19 protein-coding genes and 1 riboswitch are annotated in these 22,041 nt (G+C 39.1%); all 19 genes read left to right on the plus strand.

Annotation, left to right across the window (positions count from 1 at the left end; genetic code table 11):
* Positions 1-87 precede the first annotated feature (87 nt).
* The 19 genes from QNH24_RS06315 (at position 88) to cobT (ending at position 21,975) form a co-directional block, all read left to right on the plus strand.
* A complete protein-coding gene (locus tag QNH24_RS06315) occupies positions 88-918 on the plus strand; it encodes an ABC transporter permease (RefSeq protein ID WP_430675484.1) in 831 nt (276 codons plus the stop codon).
* Complete coding sequence (locus QNH24_RS06320) at positions 918-1,703, plus strand: ABC transporter permease (protein ID WP_283871240.1); 786 nt, start codon at positions 918-920, stop codon at positions 1,701-1,703. Before QNH24_RS06315 ends, QNH24_RS06320 begins: the two co-directional genes overlap by 1 nt.
* Positions 1,700-2,701, plus strand: coding sequence for an ABC transporter ATP-binding protein (locus QNH24_RS06325; RefSeq protein WP_283871241.1), 1,002 nt, complete (start codon positions 1,700-1,702; stop codon positions 2,699-2,701). Before QNH24_RS06320 ends, QNH24_RS06325 begins: the two co-directional genes overlap by 4 nt.
* Positions 2,698-3,480 (plus strand): DeoR/GlpR family DNA-binding transcription regulator, encoded by a 783-nt coding sequence (locus tag QNH24_RS06330; RefSeq protein ID WP_283871243.1) that lies wholly within the window; start codon positions 2,698-2,700, stop codon positions 3,478-3,480. The genes QNH24_RS06325 and QNH24_RS06330 overlap by 4 nt, the downstream gene beginning before the upstream one ends.
* Positions 3,480-4,487 carry a histidinol phosphate phosphatase domain-containing protein gene (locus tag QNH24_RS06335; protein WP_283871245.1) on the plus strand — a complete coding sequence of 336 codons (1,008 nt, stop codon included), beginning with the start codon at positions 3,480-3,482 and terminating at the stop codon, positions 4,485-4,487. Before QNH24_RS06330 ends, QNH24_RS06335 begins: the two co-directional genes overlap by 1 nt.
* 267 nt (positions 4,488-4,754) lie before the next feature.
* Complete coding sequence (miaB, locus tag QNH24_RS06340) at positions 4,755-6,299, plus strand: tRNA (N6-isopentenyl adenosine(37)-C2)-methylthiotransferase MiaB (RefSeq protein ID WP_283871247.1); 1,545 nt, start codon at positions 4,755-4,757, stop codon at positions 6,297-6,299.
* Positions 6,300-6,737, plus strand: a complete 438-nt coding sequence (locus tag QNH24_RS06345; RefSeq protein ID WP_054770659.1) for a YlbF/YmcA family competence regulator — start codon at positions 6,300-6,302, stop codon at positions 6,735-6,737.
* A 372-nt stretch (positions 6,738-7,109) separates the two neighbouring features.
* Positions 7,110-7,763, plus strand: a complete 654-nt coding sequence (cotE, locus tag QNH24_RS06350) for an outer spore coat protein CotE (RefSeq protein WP_283871248.1) — start codon at positions 7,110-7,112, stop codon at positions 7,761-7,763.
* A 128-nt stretch (positions 7,764-7,891) separates the two neighbouring features.
* Positions 7,892-10,459 (plus strand): DNA mismatch repair protein MutS, encoded by a 2,568-nt coding sequence (gene mutS, locus QNH24_RS06355; RefSeq protein ID WP_283871249.1) that lies wholly within the window; start codon positions 7,892-7,894, stop codon positions 10,457-10,459.
* A 14-nt stretch (positions 10,460-10,473) separates the two neighbouring features.
* Positions 10,474-12,342, plus strand: a complete 1,869-nt coding sequence (gene mutL, locus QNH24_RS06360; RefSeq protein WP_283871250.1) for a DNA mismatch repair endonuclease MutL — start codon at positions 10,474-10,476, stop codon at positions 12,340-12,342.
* Between the two features lie 24 nt (positions 12,343-12,366).
* Entirely contained in the window at positions 12,367-13,863 is a 1,497-nt protein-coding gene (gene glpK, locus QNH24_RS06365) for a glycerol kinase GlpK (RefSeq protein WP_283871251.1), read from the plus strand.
* A gap of 18 nt (positions 13,864-13,881) precedes the next feature.
* Entirely contained in the window at positions 13,882-15,528 is a 1,647-nt protein-coding gene (locus tag QNH24_RS06370; RefSeq protein ID WP_283871252.1) for a glycerol-3-phosphate dehydrogenase/oxidase, read from the plus strand.
* A gap of 4 nt (positions 15,529-15,532) precedes the next feature.
* Positions 15,533-16,450 (plus strand): alpha/beta fold hydrolase, encoded by a 918-nt coding sequence (locus QNH24_RS06375; RefSeq protein ID WP_283871253.1) that lies wholly within the window; start codon positions 15,533-15,535, stop codon positions 16,448-16,450.
* Complete coding sequence (gene miaA / locus QNH24_RS06380; RefSeq protein ID WP_283871254.1) at positions 16,437-17,339, plus strand: tRNA (adenosine(37)-N6)-dimethylallyltransferase MiaA; 903 nt, start codon at positions 16,437-16,439, stop codon at positions 17,337-17,339. The genes QNH24_RS06375 and miaA overlap by 14 nt, the downstream gene beginning before the upstream one ends.
* 108 nt (positions 17,340-17,447) lie before the next feature.
* Positions 17,448-17,678, plus strand: a complete 231-nt coding sequence (gene hfq / locus QNH24_RS06385; protein ID WP_054770660.1) for an RNA chaperone Hfq — start codon at positions 17,448-17,450, stop codon at positions 17,676-17,678.
* 108 nt (positions 17,679-17,786) lie between these two features.
* Complete coding sequence (locus QNH24_RS06390) at positions 17,787-18,089, plus strand: rhodanese-like domain-containing protein (RefSeq protein ID WP_054770661.1); 303 nt, start codon at positions 17,787-17,789, stop codon at positions 18,087-18,089.
* 391 nt (positions 18,090-18,480) lie between these two features.
* Positions 18,481-19,266, plus strand: coding sequence for a nuclease-related domain-containing protein (locus tag QNH24_RS06395; protein WP_283871255.1), 786 nt, complete (start codon positions 18,481-18,483; stop codon positions 19,264-19,266).
* Positions 19,267-19,730: 464 nt separating this feature from the next.
* Complete coding sequence (locus QNH24_RS06400; protein ID WP_283871256.1) at positions 19,731-20,591, plus strand: DMT family transporter; 861 nt, start codon at positions 19,731-19,733, stop codon at positions 20,589-20,591.
* Between the two features lie 56 nt (positions 20,592-20,647).
* Positions 20,648-20,824, plus strand: a riboswitch (cobalamin riboswitch).
* A gap of 89 nt (positions 20,825-20,913) precedes the next feature.
* Positions 20,914-21,975: a nicotinate-nucleotide--dimethylbenzimidazole phosphoribosyltransferase gene (gene cobT / locus QNH24_RS06405; protein WP_283871257.1), complete on the plus strand. Its 1,062-nt coding sequence runs from the start codon at positions 20,914-20,916 to the stop codon at positions 21,973-21,975.
* The last annotated feature ends 66 nt before the right edge of the window (positions 21,976-22,041 follow it).

The following is a 22,041-nucleotide window of genomic DNA, read 5'->3' on the forward strand; positions in this document are numbered from 1 at the left end:
CGCGCCTTGTACAGGGTCAAGGTTAGAGGCGCGAATATTACTACAGGAAACAGCCGCGATTAATTATAGAAAGAAGTGATTGTATTGATATCGAAGCGGCAATCGATTGCCTGGCTATCTCCCTTTGTTGTACTAGTATTGCTATTTTTTTTAGTGCCGTTGCTGTATATGCTTATCACAAGCTTTCAAAATAGTGATGGATTTACACTTGCACAATATCAATCTGTCCTGACGAATGGTTATATTTTACAAGGCTTTAAAAATAGTATTACCCTGTCTGTTATTTCAGCAGTGATTGCATTAATCGTTACATTGTTTGCTGTCTATGCAATGATGAGGTTTTCTCCGTCAATGAGGGAGAAGATTTTAATACTGACAAACTTAACATCTAATTTTTCAGGTATTCCACTAGCGTTTGCCTTTATTGTTTTACTTGGTAATAGTGGGTTGTTTACATTGCTATTCGACAAATGGGGTATCGACACACTCTCCTCCTTTTCACTTTATAGCTGGGGTGGCCTGCTACTGATTTATATCTATTTTCAGCTACCGTTAGCATTAATGCTACTTTACCCAATCTATGATGGAATCCAACAACAATGGAAGGAAGCAGCCGCATTGCTTGGAGCTTCTACCTGGCAATTTTGGAAAAAGATTGGCATTCCGGTTATGCTTCCTGGGATTGTAGGAACATTTAGTGTGCTTTTTGCTAATGCAATGGGGGCATATGCATCAGCCTATGCGCTGACAAGCAGTAATTACAATTTGGTGGCCATACGAATTGGTTCACTAATTAAAGGAGATATTTTTGCACAGCCAGAGCTAGCCAGTGCTATTGCTGTATTACTTGCGGTAACGATGGTGACGGCAATGTTGTTAAGTGAATGGAGTATTTCAAAAACTAGGAGGAAGCTGTAATGAAAAAAAGAGGCTTTGCAGATTTATTTTTCCTCCTGCTTGCACTGTATTTAGTGTTGCCAGTTGTGGCCACAATGCTTTATGCCTTTGCAACGAAATGGAATAAGACGATTTTGCCAGAAGGACTAACCTTTAAATGGCTAGCAACATTATTTCAAGATGCTGAATTTATACAGGCATTTGGACGCTCTGTTTTATTGTCCTGTGGGGCAGTTTTGGTTGCGTTGCTCGTCATTGTTCCAGCTATCTTTGTAATTGTCTTGTATTTTCCAAAATATGAGAAGTGGATACAAGTGGCGGTTGTCATGGTCTATTCATTTCCAGGCATTATTTTAGCAGTTGGATTAATCCGTGTTTATAGCAAATTAGGTGTCTCCATGATTTTAGTAGTGTTAGGTGCCTATGTGATTGGCATACTTCCTTACATTTATCAGGGAACACGCAATAGTTTACGAAATGTAGATGCACGCCAGCTATTAGATGCAGCACAAATATTGGGTGCCTCTAAGTTTCAGGCATTTACCAAAATATTATTACCAACTGTTTATCCTGGCTTATTTGCTGGTGCGTTATTATCGTTTTCCGTCCTCTTTGGAGAATTTGTATTGATCAATCTAGTGGTTGGGTCTCGCTTTGAAACCGTGCAAATTTATTTAATGAAAAAGCTTAGTACAAGCGGGCATATTGCCAGTGCAGTTGTTTTTATTTATATCGTTCTAATGGGAGTATTAACGTTCATTATTGCAAAATTAACGAAACAATCGAAAGGTGCTACAAATGGATGAGTTATATTGTAATTGAAGGACTTCATAAAAAATATGGACAATCCACTGTTTTATCAAATATTGAGATGAGTATCGAAAAGGGCGAGTTTATCACGCTTTTAGGTCCTAGCGGCTGTGGGAAAAGTACCATTTTACGAATTTTAGCAGGCTTAACCGATGCATCTGCAGGGAAAATTCTAATTGAAGGAAAAGATATGCATGATGTTCAACCAAAGGATCGTCAAGTTGGGATGGTGTTTCAATCCTATGCACTGTTTCCTAATATGACAGTTAAGGACAATGTTGCTTTCGGCTTGCGAATGCAAAAAATGACTTCCGCTGAGATTGAACAACGTGTACAAGAAATGCTAGAGACTGTGCATTTATCAGAAAAGGCACAGGCTTATCCAAAGGAATTATCAGGCGGTCAACAGCAGCGTGTAGCTCTAGCGCGTGCGTTAATTGTTCGACCAAAGGTATTACTATTGGATGAGCCATTAAGTGCATTAGATGCTCAAATTCGCAAGAAACTGCAGGCAGATTTAAGAGATATTCAGCAAAAATTAGGCATTACCATGATTTTAGTCACACACGATCAAGAAGAGGCCATGGCTGTTTCTGACAGAATTTTTGTGATGAATAATGGGATGATTGCACAAAGTGGAACACCGACTGCCATTTATACAAGACCGGAAAGTGAGTTTATTGCAAGCTTTATTGGTCATTACAATGTTTTTACACGGCAAACTTTAGAGAAAATGGTAGGTGAGTTGTTACCCCAAGGTTACTCAAAGTTCGCCATCCGTCCAGAGGCCATCCACCTAGATAGGAGACAGGGGGATGTATCCATGGCTGGTGTGGCTAAGCAGTCATTTATGAGCGGCAATGTGATTCGTACAATGTTTGAGGGTGACTGCCTCTTTACGATGGAGCAGCTTCACGAGCGAGAGCAACAAATCAAAATAAATGAAAAATATATGTGCTATGTGGCAAGGGAAGATGTGATTGCATTATCATGACGTATGCAAAAATTGAACGATTCGAATTTATTTTAAAACAATTAGAGACAGATGGAAAAATTATTGTTGCCAATATTGCGGAAGAGCTACAGGTGGCCCCAGAAACAATACGTAGAGATTTTGATGAGCTAGAGCAACAACATTTATTAACGCGTGTCCATGGTGGCGCCATTAAGTATACGAATGTGAGAAATGAACCGGCATTTTTGCGCAAGCTGCAAATGCAAAAAGAAGCAAAGCGCAATATCGCACGCTTAGCAGCAAGGCGTATTTGTGATGGGGATACGATTGCTGTTGATACAGGGACAACGACAGTGCATATAGCAGATTTCATCATGGCAGTTAATGATATTACAGTCGTTACGAATTCCATTGCTGCAGCCGTACAGTTTAATTTGGCGATTGAAGAACGGCGAATGACAGGGAAAGTCATACTGCTAGGAGGTACCACAAATCCAAGACAATCCTCAGTTGCAGGTGCGATGACCCTAGAACTGTTAGGGAATATGAATTTTGATAAAGCGTTTTTATCCTGTGGTGGCATTAGTGAGGGCGTTATTTACGATTATGATTTGGATGAATCACTGATTTCTAAAAAAATGCTTGATCATAGTAAAATGAATTATTTATTAGCGGATGCCTCTAAATTAAATGGTAGATCCTTTTATCAAATTTGCCATATTGAGGAGTGTACAGAAATTTTTTGTGATATAGCTTGTCCGCTAGAGTGGCTTGCCTTTGAGGAAAAATGGACGGAATGCAATGGAGGGAAAAGCTAATGATTGATTATCATGTACATCTAGAGGAGGGGCCTTACTCATTCCGTTGGCTAGAGCGTACTTCTCAAGCAATGGCATTTTTTAAAGATGAGGATGTTGGAAAAGGATCCAAGGCATCTATAGAAAAGACAATGCAACAGCTGACTAGTCGACTGCAAAGTGGATGTTATAGTGAGCAATGGCTGGATTTATATTTACAGCAAGCTAAGAAGCTAGGTTTGCGTGAGGTAGGCATTGTAGATCATTTATATCGCTTTAAGGAGACGCGAGACTATTTCGAGCGTTATATGCAGTTAGACAATACCGAGACAATTGGAAAGATGCAGCGTTACTGGCTAGATAATGTGATGACCGAGAGTATCGATAATTTTGTGTCAGCAATTATTCGTGCAAAGGAAAAGTGGTGTCAGCATGGGATTGCTTTAAAGCTTGGCATCGAGGCAGATTACTTTGGTGGAGGTGAGGAAGAATTAGCATCATTCTTGCATAGGTATCCATGGGACTATGTAATTGGCTCCGTTCATTTTGTGGATGGCTGGGGATTTGATAATCCACAGACTCAATATATATTTGAGAATATGGATGAGGCTGCATTACAGCAAAGCTATGAGCGATTCTTTGCAACGGTTGAGAAAATGATCCATTCCAAAATGTTCGATTTTGTAGCGCATTTGGACAATTTTAAAGTATTTGACTATCAAGTGAAAGATGTGGCTTTTCTTGATTCTTGGTATGAGCGAATTGCAAGGGCACTTGTGGCGGCACAAACAGCGACAGAAATAAATGCTGGCTTATATTATCGCTATCCCGTGAAAGAAATGTGCCCAGGTCCTCGTTTCTTAGATGCATTAATTAAGCATGGAGTTACTTTTACTGTTTCCTCAGATGCACATTTCCCGGACGATTTAGGAAAGCATACATTTGCCAACGCAGATTTACTAAAAAGTTATGGTGTTCAATCAATTGTTGGGTTTAATCAACGTCATAAACAATATATAAAATTATAATGAAGGTCGCCGTTGATGAAATCATCGGTGATTTTTTATTAGGGGTAAGTGACGGATAGAAATAGCGAACTGGTGGATAGAATCATTTAAATGACGGATAAAAGCGACGAAGTGATGGAAAGCCCTCTCAATTGAGCGAAAGCGTAATTAAGTCTAAACCACGACATTTAGTACGCAAACCTTGTAGGATATAGCAATTATTCAGTATAATAATAAAATGGGAATTCAAATGCATGGAATTCGTTTGAAAGGAGTTACCTGATTACGATGAATGAGGAACAACGCTTAGCTAATCAACAGATCAATCAACCAAAACATAAAGACAAGCCTGAAAAGGATTATAGTAAATATTTTGAAACGGTCTTTACCGCCCCTTCGTTAAAGGATGCAAAAAAACGAGGAAAAGAAGAGGTAAAGTACCATAAGGACTTTAAAATTGCTCAAGAATTTGCGGGAATGGGTGTTGATCGTACCTTTTATATTCGTACGTATGGCTGTCAAATGAATGAGCATGATACAGAGGTAATGGCTGGGATTTTTATGCAGCTTGGTTACACGCCAACGGATAAGATAGAGGAAGCCGATGTCGTGTTGTTGAATACGTGTGCAATCCGTGAAAATGCAGAAAACAAAGTATTTGGAGAGCTTGGTTTCTTGCTGAAATATAAACGTAAAAATCCAGAAATGCTAATTGGTGTTTGTGGCTGTATGTCACAGGAGGAATCCGTTGTCAATAAAATTTTAAGAAGCTATCCACATGTTGATATGGTATTTGGTACACATAATATTCACCGTTTACCGAACATTTTAAAAGAAGCCTATATGTCTAAGGAAATGGTCATTGAAGTTTGGTCTAAAGAAGGCGATGTAATTGAGAATCTGCCGAAGAAACGTCTTGGCTCCATCAAGGCATGGGTAAATATTATGTACGGCTGTGACAAGTTTTGTACATATTGTATCGTACCATATACACGTGGAAAGGAACGTAGCCGTCGTCCAGAAGAAATTATAGCTGAAGTTCGTGAACTAGCGGCAGCAGGCTATAAGGAGATTATGCTACTTGGACAAAATGTCAACGCTTACGGCAAGGATTTTGATGATATTGAATATCGATTAGGGGACTTAATGGAAGAATTACGAAAAATCGATATTCCGCGGATTCGCTTTACAACGAGTCACCCTCGTGATTTCGATGATCATTTAATTGAAATACTTGCTAAGCGTGGCAATCTAGTGGAGCATATCCACTTACCTGTTCAATCTGGTTCCAATGACGTCTTAAAAATTATGGCGCGTAAATATACACGTGAGCATTTCCTTGAACTAGTGGCAAGGATTAAGGCAGCTATTCCTGAAGTGACGCTGACAACAGATATTATTGTTGGCTATCCAAATGAAACAGAGGAGCAGTTTGAGGAAACGCTTTCCTTATACCGTGAAGTTGGCTTTGAATCAGCCTTTACGTACATTTATTCTCCTCGTGAGGGTACACCTGCTGCAAAAATGGTGGATAATGTACCTGAGGAAGTAAAAAAACAGCGTCTTCAACGATTAAATGAGGTTGTAGCGGAATATTCTCGTAAATCATTAGAGGGCTTGAAGGGTCAGATAGTAGAAGTATTGGTCGAAGGGACAAGTAAAAGACGCGAGGATGTACTAGCTGGCTATACGCGTAAAAATCGTCTTGTCAACTTTAAAGCACCAGCGCATTTAATTGGACAATTAGTAAATGTAAAAATAATTGAGGCTTCCTCGTATTCATTAAGTGGTGAATTTGTTGAAGTCGTAAAAAATGAAAAGGTGGAAATATAAATGACACAAATTTTATATACAAAAGATGATTTAATTAAGAAATCTCATGAAATTGCACATATGATTGCCAATACGCCAGAAGTTGAATTTTTCAAAAAGGCAGAAGCACAAATAAATGAAAACCAGCATGTACGTGAGCGTATTGCAAGCTTAAAGAGCTTACAAAAGCAAGCTGTTAACTTCCAGCACTTGGGAAAAGAAAAAGCGCTGAAATTGATTGAAGATAAAATTGCAAAAATTGAAGAAGAAATTAATGCGATTCCAGTTGTTCAGCAATTTAAGGAATCTCAAGGCGATGTTAACGATTTACTACAATTAGTTTCAAACACAATCGCTAACAATGTGACAAATGAGATTATACGTTCAACAGGCGGCGACGTACTACGCGGAGAAACAGGCTCATATGTAGCTAACACAAAGCCAGGCAGCTGCTCATAAATATAATTATCCAGAAATGCACAAGCTTAATATCGGTATATCATAGCTCGAATGATTTTATTCGGGCTATTTTTTATTTTTATTCAGCAGATTACTTCCACCTCTATAGGCGGCGAGTTGAATGCGGTTTTTTCCTATTCAGTGAACGTACAAACGCCCGCTGAATCAAGATAACGCCCCTGGCAGATGTCACGGATTTTGAAGAGGAGTTTTCGAGCGAGCTCGAAAAAAATCTGGACGCAATTACGCTGGGGCGTCATTGATGCTTTCTTTCTATGGCAATCCCGTAAATCCCCAATCTTCAAGTCATTTAGATAAAATTCTATGAAAAGGAATGTTATGCCGAGGCATAATTGATTTCTATAAAAATATATGTTCACCCAATGGGCGCTACCTGCATATGATGGAGTGAAAAGAGTCGAAGGAGGAATTGCGCTGAAACGTTTACGACATATCGTGACGAGAGCAGTAGTTGCCAAAGGGAAGAAGAAAACGGAAGAACGTGTAACATTAAGTCCATCAAATAAACCGACAAGTATTCTTGGATGCTGGGTTATTAACCATACTTGCTCCGCAAAAAAAGTCGGTAAATTTGTAGAAGTATCAGGGAAATTTGATGTTAATGTATGGTATGCCTATAGTAATCATTCGAAAACAGCAGTGTTTTCTGAAACGGTTCACTATAAAGACAAAGTGAAGCTTCATTTTAGAGATGGCGATGTAAGTGCTGGTGATGATGTTCGTGTACGTGTTATTCAAGAGCCAAATTGCATAGAGGCTATCATCTCTCCATGCGGCACGAAATTTGAAATCGTTGTTGAGCGTGAAGTAGTTGTAGAGGTTATGGGAGAAACGACAATTTGTATTAGTGTACATCCACTAGATTTTGAAGAAGAATGGAACTTTAATGATGAGAGTTCATCCTCATCTTCCTCTAGCTCCAGTTCCAGCTCATCGTCTAGCTCGAGTGGAGAAGGAAGGTATGTTTTAGAGTCCTCATCGTTTCCTGATGAAAGACCAAGATAATATTCAAAACGATAAGTTATTGATACATGCGAAACGCTAACATCTTATAAAAGATGAATGAAGCGTTTCGCATGTATCTTTTGTTATAATAAAAATATCTATATGGCAAGAGCGAGGGAAATTTTATTATGACTACATATACACCAATGATGCAACAATATTTGCAGGTAAAAGAAGATTACAAGGATGCCTTTTTATTTTTTAGATTAGGTGATTTTTATGAGATGTTTTTTGAGGATGCGATTAATGCCTCACAACTGTTGGAAATAACATTAACAAGCCGAGATGCAGGTGCAAAAGAACGTATCCCGATGTGCGGTGTTCCGCATCATTCAGCGAAAAATTATATTGAAACACTGGTGCAAAAGGGGTACAAGGTTGCTATTTGTGAGCAAACAGAAGATCCAAAGCAAGCAAAAGGTGTAGTGAAGCGAGAAGTTGTGCAGCTTATTACACCAGGAACGATAATGGAGGGTAAATCCCTAGAAGGAAAATCCAATCATTTTATTGGTGCAGCTGAGCAGCTTGATGATACGACGTTTGGTTATGCCTATTTAGATCTCTCTACTGGTGAAGCAGTCGTCTCCTCCATCGAGGGAGATGGTCGGGCACTTTTACTACAAATGCAGGCATATGGAGTGCGTGAACTGATTGTGACGGAAAGTTTACAGCTTTTATTGGCGGAGCATGCAGTCAATGCTGGAATCGTACTATCTGTTGAAACTGATGAAATGACAATGGATAAAGCTACAAACTATTTACAAGCTGTACCAAGTGAATTACAAGTTGCATGCTTACGTTTGCTGGCTTATATCGATAAAACTCAAATGCGTTCATTATCACATATTCAAGCATTTACCTATAATGAAATGAAAAATTACTTACGCATTGATTCTAGTTCAAAGCGTAATTTAGAGCTTATTCAATCAATACGAGGTGGCGATCAAAAAGGTACACTCTTATGGTTATTAGATGATACGGTAACAGCCATGGGTGGGCGAAAGCTTAAGCAATGGTTACATCAGCCCCTTGCCACACGTTCAGCCATAGAGGCTAGACAGGACATTGTGTCAGTCTTATTAGAAGAATATTTTGTTCGAACAGAGCTACAGGCTTCCTTAAAGCAAGTATATGATTTAGAGCGTTTAGCGGGGCGTGTTGCTTTTGGAAATGTAGGGGGACGTGACTTAGCACAGCTTCGTGATTCGTTACGTCAGGTACCGATTATTCAGCAACAATTGCTAAGTGCCAATAAAGAAACCCTACAAAAACTTGGCGCTGCACTGGATACATGCGCAGATGTAGAGACATTGTTAGCTCATGCGATTACAGATAACCCACCGATTACAATTAAAGAGGGTGACGTCATTCGTGACGGCTATGATGAACGCTTGGATGAGCTACGTTTTGCTTCACGAAATGGCAAGGATTGGATTGCGCAGCTAGAGCAAGAGGAGCGAGCGAAAACAGGTATTAAAAACTTAAAAATCGGCTATAACCGAATTTTTGGTTATTATATCGAAATAACAAAATCAAATATTCATCTAGCTGATTTAACACGCTATGAACGCAAGCAAACTTTAGCGAATGCAGAACGATATATTACGCAGGAGTTAAAGGAAAAAGAAGCATTAATTTTAAACGCAGAAGAAGAAAGTCTAACATTAGAGTATAACTTGTTCGTGGAAATTCGTGATCAATTAAAGGCATTTATTCCACGGGTACAAGCACTGGCAGCAAGCATTAGTGAGATAGATGTGTTAGTCAGTTTTGCGAGTGTTTCTGAGAAATATCGCTTTACAAAGCCTGAATTCCACGGTGGTCGCTCCTTAGAAATTATAGAAGGGCGTCATCCTGTAGTAGAGAAAATGCTCAACAAGCAAATGTATGTGCCTAATGATTGTGTGCTTGAGGAAAATAATAATATGATGCTCATTACAGGTCCGAATATGTCTGGTAAAAGCACCTATATGCGTCAAGTTGCACTGATTGTCGTTATGGCGCAAATGGGCTGCTATGTGCCTGCTGAAAGAGCGAGATTGCCTATTACAGATCAGATTTTTACACGCATTGGGGCAGCGGATGATTTAGCAGCAGGGCAATCAACGTTTATGGTAGAGATGCTAGAATCTCAACATGCCATTATGCATGCTACGAAAAATAGTTTAATGCTGTTTGATGAAATTGGGCGAGGTACTTCCACTTATGATGGTATGAGCCTTGCGCAATCCATGATGGAGTATATCCATGATAAAATTGGAGCAAATACGCTGTTCTCTACTCATTATCATGAATTAACAGCACTTGAGAAGGAACTTACACGTCTACAAAATGTTCATGTTTCAGCTACTGAAAAAAGTGGAACAGTTGTCTTTTTACACAAGGTCAAAAAGGGGGCAGCTGATAAATCGTATGGTATTCATGTAGCACAGCTTGCTCAATTACCAGAGGAAATTTTATCGAGGGCACGTGTGCTGCTTGAAAACTTTGAGGCCGGGAAGGAAATAACTACCCCTCAGGAAATTAACGAACAGCCCGTTCAAATGACGCTATTCTCAGAGGAGGAACCAATTTCATCTGCCGAAGCAGAGGTGCTAAAAAATTTAGAAAAAGTAAATATTCTAGGCACTTCACCCATGCAGGCAATGAATATTTTATATGAGCTACAGCAGCAGCTAGTAAATGCTAAAAAATAAAGGAGTGATGCGCAATGGGAAAAATACAAATTATGGACGAATGGCTGTCCAATAAAATCGCTGCCGGGGAAGTAGTTGAAAGACCAGCCTCTGTTGTGAAAGAGCTTGTGGAAAATGCCATAGATGCAGGTAGTACGTCCATCGATGTTTTTTTACTAGAAGCGGGTCTCACTTCAATTCAGGTTATTGATAATGGAAGTGGAATGGATGAAGAGGATGCATTGATATCATACTCTCGGCATGCGACAAGTAAAATCCATCAAGAGCATGATTTATTCCGCATTCGAACACTGGGCTTTCGAGGTGAAGCATTAGCCTCGATAGCTTCAGTTTCTAAAATGACACTTATTACATCTAATGGAGAATCAGGTACGTATTTAGAGCTAGAGGGTGGGCATGTGGTGACAAATAAGCCTGGTCCACTGAGAAAAGGAACAGATATAACGGTGGCACAGTTATTTTTCAATACACCTGCACGTTTAAAATATATGAAAACGATACAAACCGAGCTTGGACATACAATCGATTTGATGAACCGTCTTGCGCTTGGCAATCCACAAATTGCGTTCAGATTGCTACATAATGGTCAGCAATTGCTACAAACAAATGGACGAGGTGATGTGCAGCAAGTATTAGCGGCAATTTACGGTGTGCATAATGCCAAGAAAATGGTGCCTTTTGAGGGAGAATCGCATGATTATAAAGTTACAGGCTTCGTATCCTTACCTGAAGTGACACGTGCTTCGAAAAATTATATGTCCCTCTTTGTCAATGGTCGTTGGGTCAAGCATTATTTAGTGCAAAAAGCGATTGTCGATGCTTACCATACGTATTTACCAATTGAGCGTTTCCCTATAGTGGCTCTCTTTATAGAGGGTGACCCCTACTTAACAGACGTCAATGTTCATCCTGCCAAACATCAAATCCGTTTAAGTAAGGAACCAGAGCTCCTTAAACTTATTGAGGAAACCATTCGGGAAACTATACGACATGTTATCAGAGTGCCACAAATGGAAAAGAAGGAAAAGGTTGTGAAGTCTACAGCAGAGCAGTTAAATATCTGGAAGCCAGCTCCGAAGCTAGATGTGGAGAAAATGAATGCCATTGTAGAAAAGCTATATGATGTGCAAACCGTTCAGGAATCAAGCATGCTAGAGCCAATAAAATCATTACAAGAATCATCCCCTACTCCTGTTGAAGATAGCTTTGAACATACACAGCCAATCGAGGAAAAATCAATTCAAAATGTGGTAGATGAGGAAGTAAAGCAATATTCAATGGAAAAGTCTACAAAAGAACCATTTCCTGCACTAGAAGTAGTGGGTCAAATTCATGGCACATATATTGTTGCACAGATGGAGGATGGCTTTTATTTAATTGATCAGCATGCAGCTCAGGAACGTATTAAATATGAATTTTTCCGAGAAAAGGTGGGTATGGTGAACCCAAATGAACGTCAGGCTTTACTGCTACCATTAACCTTCCACTATGCCGCTGACGAGGCACTCTTATTAAGAGAGAACAAACAAGAATTAGAGGCTGTAGGGGTGTTTTTAGAGGAATTTGGACAGTCATCATTTGTCGTAAGGGAGCATCCTAGCTGGTTTCCTAAAGGAGAAGAACAGGAAATTATTGAAGATTTAATTGAACAGGTACTCACCACGAAAAAGGCAGACGTTAAGAAATTACGGGAGGCAGCGGCAATTATGATGAGCTGTAAAAAATCAATCAAGGCCAATCATTTTTTAACAAGGGAGCAAATGGTAACGCTATTGAATGATCTACGAAATGCTGATAATCCATTTACATGCCCACACGGACGTCCAGTACTCATTCATTTTACGACTTATGAAGTGGAAAAATTGTTTAAACGGGTTATGTAGAACTGTATTAAAGGGGGAGAATGAATGGGTGAATTTATTTTAGCTATAGATCAGGGCACTACGAGCACAAGAGCAATTTTGTTTAATAAAAAGGGCAAAATTGTCCATGTAGCTCAAAAGGAATTCCAACAATACTTTCCCAGGGCTGGTTGGGTAGAGCATAATGCCAATGAAATTTGGGGCTCTATCCTAGCTGTGATAGCAGCCGTATTAACGGAAAGTGGGCATGAGGCCAGTGAAGTACATGCCATTGGGATTACTAATCAACGTGAAACAACTGTTGTTTGGGATAAACATACAGGTCAGCCTGTTTACAATGCCATTGTCTGGCAGTCTAGGCAAACGCAGGACATTGTGAATGACTTAAAGGATCAAGAAGGCCTAGAGGAACTCCTTGAGCAAAAAACAGGTTTACGTTTAGATGCCTATTTTTCTGCAACAAAAATTAAATGGATTTTAGATCATGTTGATGGCGCACGAACGATGGCAGAAAACGGAGATTTATTATTTGGTACGATTGATTCTTGGATTGTTTGGCGATTATCAAAAGGAAAGGCACATATAACAGATTATTCAAATGCCGCGCGCACTTTACTTTACAATATCCATGACTTGAAGTGGGATGAAGAGCTTTGCAAATTGTTAGATATTCCAATGTCCATGCTGCCAAGTGTAAAAAATTCCTCTGAGATTTATACACATACAGCACCTAGTATTTTCTTTGGTGAGGAAATCCCGATTGCAGGGATAGCAGGGGATCAGCAGGCAGCGCTTTTTGGTCAAACATGCTTTTCTAAGGGAATGGCTAAAAATACGTATGGCACAGGCTGTTTTATGCTATTAAATACAGGTGAGCAGGCGGTTAAATCAGAGAATGGTTTATTAACAACCATTGCATGGGGAATCGATGGTCAAGTGACGTATGCATTAGAAGGAAGTGTATTTGTTGCAGGCTCAGCGATACAGTGGCTACGAGACGGTTTGCGAATGATTCGCTCAGCCGAGGATTCTGAGACCTATGCGAGTAAGGTGGAAAACACGGATGGTGTGTATGTTGTACCTGCATTCGTAGGTTTAGGGACCCCTTACTGGGATACCGATGCAAGAGGAGCCGTTTTTGGCCTAACACGAGGAACCTCCAAGGAGCACTTTATTCGTGCAACACTGGAATCACTTGCTTATCAGACAAAAGATGTGCTTGATGCAATGGAGCAAGATGCGGGTACGCCTATTGAGTTGCTACGAGTAGATGGTGGAGCAGTAAGTAATAAATTTTTAATGCAGTTCCAAAGTGATATTTTGCAGTTAAGGGTGGAGCTAGCTAAGCTTAATGAATCTACTGCACTTGGAGCAGCCTATTTAGCAGGGCTTGCGACAAATTTTTGGCCAAATCAAGAGGCATTATCTGCATTATGGATGCATGGTCAAACGTATCAGCCGAAAATGAATGCAGAAGCGGGAGAAGCTCTTTATGATGGCTGGAAAAGAGCTGTAGCGGCTACAAGAATATTTAAATCATAGCTGATGGGGGAATAAGATATGTTTTCATTTGAGCATCGTCCTAAAATTATGCATTTTTTAGAACAATATAGCTTTGACGTCTTAATCATTGGTGGCGGTATTACAGGTGCAGGTATCGCACTCGATGCTGCATCTAGAGGGCTGTCAGTTGCTTTGATTGAGATGCAGGATTTTTCTGCTGGCACCTCAAGTCGCTCTACAAAGCTTATTCATGGGGGACTTCGATATTTAAAGCAATTTGATGTAAGCGTAGTGGCTGAGGTTGGGCGTGAACGGGAAATTGTATACGATAACGCCGTACATGTGACAACACCTGAAAAGATGCTTCTACCATTATATAAAAAAGGCTCACTTGGTCCTTTAACTACATCATTAGCTTTGAAGGTCTATGATCGCTTAGCAGGTGTCAAGAAGAATGAGCGTAGAACAATGCTAAGTGCACAGGAAACTTCAGCACTTGAGCCTTTACTCAATCAAGATGAGCTGGTCGGTGGAGGCTATTATGTTGAATATCGGACAGATGATGCACGTCTTACCATTGAGGTTCTGAAAAAAGCAGTGGAATATGGAGCATTATGCATTAATTATGCCGAGATGACAGAATTTTTATATCATAAGAAAAAGCTTGTAGGTGTGCAAGTTAAGGATCATATAACAGGAAAAACGATAGAAGTGCATGCTGCGCAAATTGTCAATGCAACAGGACCATGGGTGGATGCAGTCCGTCAAAAGGATAAAGTGGCAGACAAAAAGCAATTACGACTCACGAAAGGGGTCCATATTGTTCTAGATCAAAAGGATTTCCCGTTAAAGCAAGCGGTGTACTTCGATATCATGGATGGTCGCATGGCCTTTGCTATTCCACGCGATGGCAAAACCTATGTAGGTACTACCGATACAGAATACGAAGGGGACATAGCACATCCTTTTGCGACACAAGAGGATGTTGATTATTTAATTGCTGCGGCAAAAACTGTTTTTCCAACAGCGAAAATCTCAAGAGAAACAATTGAATCTTCCTGGGCTGGCATACGTCCACTTATTTTTGAAAAAGGAAAGAATCCGTCTGAAATCTCTCGAAAGGATGAAATATGGACGGCTCCAAGTGGACTCATGACAATTGCTGGTGGAAAATTAACAGGCTATCGTCAAATGGCAGAAACAATTGTAGATAAAATTGTCAAAACACATAAATATAAGCATGCAAGTCCATGTATAACACGTGAGTTATCACTTTCTGGTGCAAAGGGCATCAATGCGGTTAATTTCCCCGATTATACAGCCTATAAAGCAAGAGAAGGCGTTCAGTACGGGCTAAACTATGATGAAGCAAAAATGCTTGTTCAAAAATATGGCACAAATGTCGATGCATTGTTTGATCAGGTGAAATATTTACATGAGCATGGTAGTACGATGCCACTTGCTCTCCATGCAATGCTGCTCTATGGTATTGAGGCAGAGATGGTATACACCCCAAGTGACTTCTTTATTCGTCGTACAGGCTTGTTATACTTTGATATCGATGCTGTTAAACGTTATAAACAACAGGTTATTCAAGTGATGCAGCAACGCTTACATTATACAGAGCCACAAAAAAACATGTATATTGCTCATCTAGAGCAGGCCATTTTAGATGCAACAAATTTTGTGGAAGAGGGAGTGTAGGGAAATGGAACGTTACATTGAAATGTCAGACGGCCATTTTGTCTTTACGCGTACATTACAGCCGTCAAGTACATGTATTGGCCATATTCATATTTTACACGGCATGGCGGAGCATAGTGGGCGCTATATAAAGTTTGCTAGCGCACTAACGACAGCAGGGTATGCAGTGACTATGCATGATCATCGAGGGCATGGCGAAACGGCAGGCTATAATGGTACATTAGGGTTTTTTGCTGAACAAAATGGGTTTGATCGAGTCGTAGAGGATGTTCATGAGGTAGTTACAGCATTACATGAACAGTTTGCAGATGTCCCTTTCATACTATTTGGACATAGTATGGGATCGTTTATTACGAGAAGATATATACAACTGTACAGCCGCCATGTTGATAGGGTAATTCTTTGTGGAACAGGGCATGTGACAACCTTGCATGCGATGGGAAATATGGTAGCGAGAGCCTTAGCGAAGCAGCTTGGAAAAGAGACAGAAAGCAAGCTATTAAATAAGCTGAGCTTTGGAAGCTTTAATAAGCAATTTCCCAATTCGAAGACGGCGTATGATTGGTTATGCTCTGTTGAAAACGAGGTACAAAAATATATAGATGATCCATATTGTGGCTTTATCCCAACAAATCAATTTTTTGTAGATTTGACAACAGGTTTTATGACCTTAAATCGAAAAAATGAAATGGCAAAAGTAAGAAAAGATCTTCCTATTCTTTTGATCAGTGGTAGTAAGGATCCAGTAGGAGATCAAGGGCAGGGTATTTATGCTGTTGCTGAGCAATTCGCTGTGGCAGGCTTGCAGAATGTGACAGTCTATTTATTTGAGGATAAGCGCCATGAAATTTTAAACGAGGATAACCAAGAGGCAGTCTATCAAGTTTTATTACGGTGGTTAGAAAAAAATGATACAAGATAAAATAAGACAGGCAGAGGTCATCGCAATTGTTGGCCCAACTGCTTCAGGTAAAACAGCATTAAGTATTAAGCTAGCCAAAAAATATAATGGTGAAATTATAAACGGTGACTCCATGCAGGTCTATCGAGGCTTAGATATTGGTACGGCTAAAATTACCGAGGAAGAGATGGAGGGTGTACCACATCATTTACTTAGCTTTAAGGAGCCAACGGAGGCTTTTTCAGTAGCAGACTATCAAAGAATGGTACGAACGAAAATTGCAGAAATTCGAGCACGGGAGAAGCTACCTATTATAGTAGGGGGCTCTGGTTTATATGTGCAGGCAGTGCTCTATGATTTTCAATTTACAGAGGAGCAGGTAGATGAGGTGGCACGGAAGGCTTATTATGAAGAGCTGGAAAAATTAGGCCCTGAGGCAATGCATGCGAAGCTAGAGAAGCTTGACCCACAAACTGCAGAGTCCATCCATCCCAATAATACGCGCCGTGTGATACGAGCATTAGAGATGATTGAGCTAAGTGGTGTTTCTAAGGCTTCCGAGGCACATAATCGTGGAGAGATCCCTCTCTATAACCACGTTGTTTTAGGGCTTGGTCAACATATGTCTCGAGAAGAGCTATATGATCGAATTAACCATCGTGTTGATGTGATGATGGACAACGGTTTATTAGAGGAAGTAAAGGGGTTATGGCAGCAAAATATTCGAGGTGTACAATCCATTCAAGCGATTGGTTATAAGGAATTGTATGATTATTTGGATGGTAAATGCTCACTTGATGAAGCACTTGAAAGCTTAAAACAAAATTCTCGTCGCTATGCCAAAAGACAATTAACCTATTTCCGTAATAAGATGGATATCTATTTTATTTCAAATGGTGAACAAATTTAAAACTTCCACATTAGAATGCATAATTTCTAAAAATTACTAATTGCTAAAATGGTAGAACATGCTACTATAGGAATGAAGAGGTAGAAAGAGAGTAGGGAGGTATTTTTGATGAAGTCAATTAATTTGCAAGATACGTTCTTGAACCATCTACGTAAAAACAGTGTATTTGTAACTGTGTTTCTTTTAAACGGCTTTCAATTAAAAGGAACTGTAAAATCCTATGATAATTTTACAGTGTTGTTAATTGATGCCGAAAGTAAGCAGCACCTTATTTACAAACACGCTATTTCTACATTCGTTCCTGTAAAGCAAGTAGATTTTTTAGAAACAGAGCAATAAAAGCGTGTAAATATGATATGAAAACAGTTAGTGTTCATGACACTAGCTGTTTTTTTGCCTTCGAGCTATAATATAATAGGAAATTGATATTTTGGAGGACAAACTTTTATGAAATCAATGGATACAACGCAATTATTAGAACTATTAGACGCTAATGAAGATCTTTACATTATAGATGTTCGTGAGGATGATGAGGTAGCTCAAGGTATGATTCCTGGTGCTCAGCATATAGCGCTTGGAACAATTCCAGAACGCCTAGAGGAATTAGATGAGACGAAACCATATATTATTGTTTGCAAGGCTGGCGGTCGTTCAGCAAATGCTTGCTCATATCTAGAAGCTCAAGGCTTTGATGTAACAAACCTTGAAGGTGGTATGCTTGCCTATGATGGCGAGTTAGAGTTTAAATAACATTGATTTTGAAGCCTTCGCTTTAGTATGCGGAGGCTTTTTTTTGTCGAATACAAGTAGGAATTTATGTTTTGATGGGGGAGTGCTGAATTGAGGGGAATATGTGCAGAATTGATTAGTATTTATGCTAGATAGAAGGCCACTTGTGCTTGATAGCAAGAGAAAAACACTCGATTGAACACAATTCATTCTAGCTGATATGATAGATACAAGAAAGGTGTGATAAATTGCAAACAACCCAACCAAAAAAGCCCCACAAACTGTTAAAGCTTGAAGCGATATTACGCAGACTGCAGAAAACATCCCTAAATTATCCGTATTTTCAAGAGTTACATCGAAAATTGAGTGCTGGTTTTCAAGGTGAGCTCCGAGTTAATCGCTTTGGCAAGAAATGAACTTCACTTTCCCTCATCAAATATTCTATGATTATTGTTTTATCAATAATTCAGGTTTTACACATCAAATCGATACACTATTTGTGACACCACATTTTCTATGCTTAATCGAAATTAAAAATATTTTAGGAAAACTTGATTTTGATGATGTAAAGAGACAATGTATTCGTACAACTTCGGATGGAAAAATAGACAGTTTAATCTATCCAGTAGATCAACTATTTCGGCATCAAAGCTATTTCCAAATATTATTAAAGCAACTAAATATAGAGCTCCCAATTGTGAAGGTGATCGTAATTGCAAATCCTTCTACCATAATTGGTCAATTAAGCACAGAATGTCCAATTATGCATAGTGTGGGTTTACCTTATTTCTTATGGCAACAGCTACAGCATTTTGGTCAACGATCATTAGAAAAGAGTGATTTTCAGAGATTGCTTAAGCACTCAAAATCTATTCGTCAAGATAAATTATGGGAACAAAAACTGATGGAAGATGAATGGAGGTCAGGTGTTCTTTGTCCAAAGTGTGCCTATGAGAAGAGCATGTTTTATAGGCATGGCTCTTGGCTTTGTCGAAGCTGCGGTGTAGAAAATAATGAGGCTTTTTTACAAGCATTACAGGATTATCGACTTTTACGGGAAAGCTATGTTTCTACAACCACTTTATGCCAAGAATTCAATATACCAAGCAAGTATATTGCCTACCGTATTATAAAAGCGTTGAAGTTTGAAAAGATAGGGAATAATCGCTATAGTCATTATAAAATTTCGGAGTATTAGAAAGCTACACGATGAAAGCGGTCTTCATCGTATATCTTATTAAGATACATAACACTAACAGGTAAAAAAATAATCGATTATATTTATACGCATTTTGATGAACCTTAGATGGATTTAAATTATTTATCAGGCATTTGATAAGGCAAAGCGCTACTAGTTCATAGAAATAATGAAATTGCTTCGTTAGTGGGCTATAGTAATGGGGAGTATTTTATTAAAGTATTTAAGGAATGAAACCAGCCAAATATCGAACTATTTAAATCAATTGGGTTTTGGTAAAATAAGTATAGAATGACCGAGTTGAAAATAGAAAGGATGAGTAATATGTTCCGATCAATAGCGCCTCCAACAATGTCTTGACAGTAGAGTCTACTGTTTAAGGCATTCCACACTAGCTTGCTCTTCTTGCAATAGATTCTACTGTATAGGCTAAAAACTATATAAGTAGAAAGTAGGAATCAGAAGTGAGCGGAAAATTTGCATTTGTTTTATCCATGATTATCTTTGGGGCTGTCGGTATTTTTGCTAAATATATACACCTGCCATCTAGTGAAATTGCCTTCTGGATGAGTGTTATTGGCTCTAGTTTTTTATTGATAATTTTCATCGTTAAGAAAGAAAAAATAACGAAAGCATCCATTTTGCCTAATATATGGCCATTGCTGCTATCTAGTGTAGCGTTATGTGGGAATTGGATTTTTCTATTTCAAGCATACAAAGAAACAACCATTGCCAATGCAGCGCTTAGCTATTATTTTGCGCCAGTTTTAGTGATTTGTTTATCACCAATTATATTAAAGGAAAAACTGTATCTAAGAAAAATTTTCTATGTATGTGTGGCATTAGTTGGATTATTCTTTATTGTCCATAGCCAAGCTACAGAAGAAAAAGGGCAAGATATCGGCATATTGTATGGGCTTATTGCAGCATGTTTCTATACGTTGGTAACATTTGTAAATAAGTATATTCATGGACTTAAAGAGCCGGCAAACACAATTCTGCAGCTTTCTTTAGCAGCGTTATTTCTAGCACTTTATCTTTATGGAACAACTGGATTTCAAATCATGTATATCGATATAAAATCCATTAGTTTACTAATAGCATTGGGCATTGTCCATGCCGGTATAGGCTTCTATCTTTTCTTTTTGGGAATGAGTCATTTAAAGGGGCAAAGCATAGCCATTTTAAGCTATATTGACCCTCTAACGTCATTGGTAATCTCAACGATGATTATAGGAGAAAAAATGACTATGCTGCAAATAATAGGAGCTATTCTATTGCTTGGCGCGACATTTATTAGTGAAATAGATCAGAAAGAAGTCTAATTTTGCTTTAAAGGTGTCATATTGACAGTAAGATATCTTTACAGTAAATTAAAAGAAATTGCATAATAGCATTGGGTGCCCATTGAGGGAGAATAGGGAATAAAGTGAAAGTCTTTAGCGGTCCCACCACTGTAAAAAGGAGTTTCATAGAGAATGCCACTAGCATGGTGCTGGGAAGGTTCTATGAAATGTTGAAATTGAGCCAGGAGACCTGCCTAATTGCTTCGATTATATAGACGATGGAAAAGTCTGTAGTTTATTTGTCATGAATAAACTGCAGGCTTTTTATATTGTCTCGAAAGATTGAAAGGGGAATAGTTTCATGCAATTATTACAGCACACGATTAAAAAAATTCAAAATGCGGATAGCCGTATGATGGAGAAAGCTAGGGAATATATAGACTCTCTGAGCAAGCCACCTGGAAGCTTGGGGAAATTGGAGAATCTTGCTGTACAGCTTGCTGGTATTACAGGAGAATTATTTCCTAAAATTGAGAGTAAAGCAATTATTGTCTGTGCAGCAGATCACGGTGTTTGTGAGGAAGATGTAACTTCAAATCCACAAAAGGTCACATTTTTACAAACATTGAATTTTCCAAAAGGGCTTACGGGTGTTTGTGCAATCGCCAGCATAACCAATGCTAAAATTATAACGGTCGATGTTGGTGTAAAAGAAGATGTACCGCTTGATGCTGGTGTCATTCTAAAGAAAATTAAATATGGGACAGACAACATGGCAAAGGGTCCAGCTATGTCAAGAGAGGAAGCTATTCAATCCATCGAAGTAGGAATTGAAGTTGCAACGAACGAAATAAGAAACGGAGCAGATGTTCTTGGAACTGGTGAAATGGGTATTGGGAATACAACACCAAGTGCGGCTATCCTATCCGTGCTTCATGCCTGTCATCCAAATATAGTAACAGGACTAGGTGCAGGTGTTGGAGCTGGGGGAATTACGCATAAGGTGGAGGTTATTCAACATGCTATTGCACTAAACAAGCCTAATCGCCACGATGCTATTGATATTCTTGCAAAAGTTGGTGGCTTAGAAATAGGTGCTATGGCTGGAATTGTACTTGCGGCTGCTGCAAATCGCAAACCTGTTGTAATTGATGGCTTTATTTCTACGGTTGCTGCTCTCATTGCCTTTGAGCTTGAGCCAAAAGTAAAGGACTACATCATTCCTTCCCATGCCTCAGAAGAACCAGGGGCTAAAATAGCAGCCAAGTTGCTAGGGGTAGAACCAATGCTACATATGAATATGCGTTTAGGAGAAGGCTCTGGTGCAGCTTTAGCCTTTCCAATTTTAGATGCAGCATGCTCAATGATGAAAAATATGGCAACACTTGAGGAATCTGTAGTGCTAGTAGAATCGAAAGAATAGATCGTAACAAAAAGTATAACAAGCCCATATATTCGAACTATGTGGGCTTGTTACTATTTATAAAAT

The organism is Lysinibacillus pakistanensis (genome assembly GCF_030123245.1).
Taxonomy (GTDB): domain Bacteria; phylum Bacillota; class Bacilli; order Bacillales_A; family Planococcaceae; genus Lysinibacillus; species Lysinibacillus pakistanensis.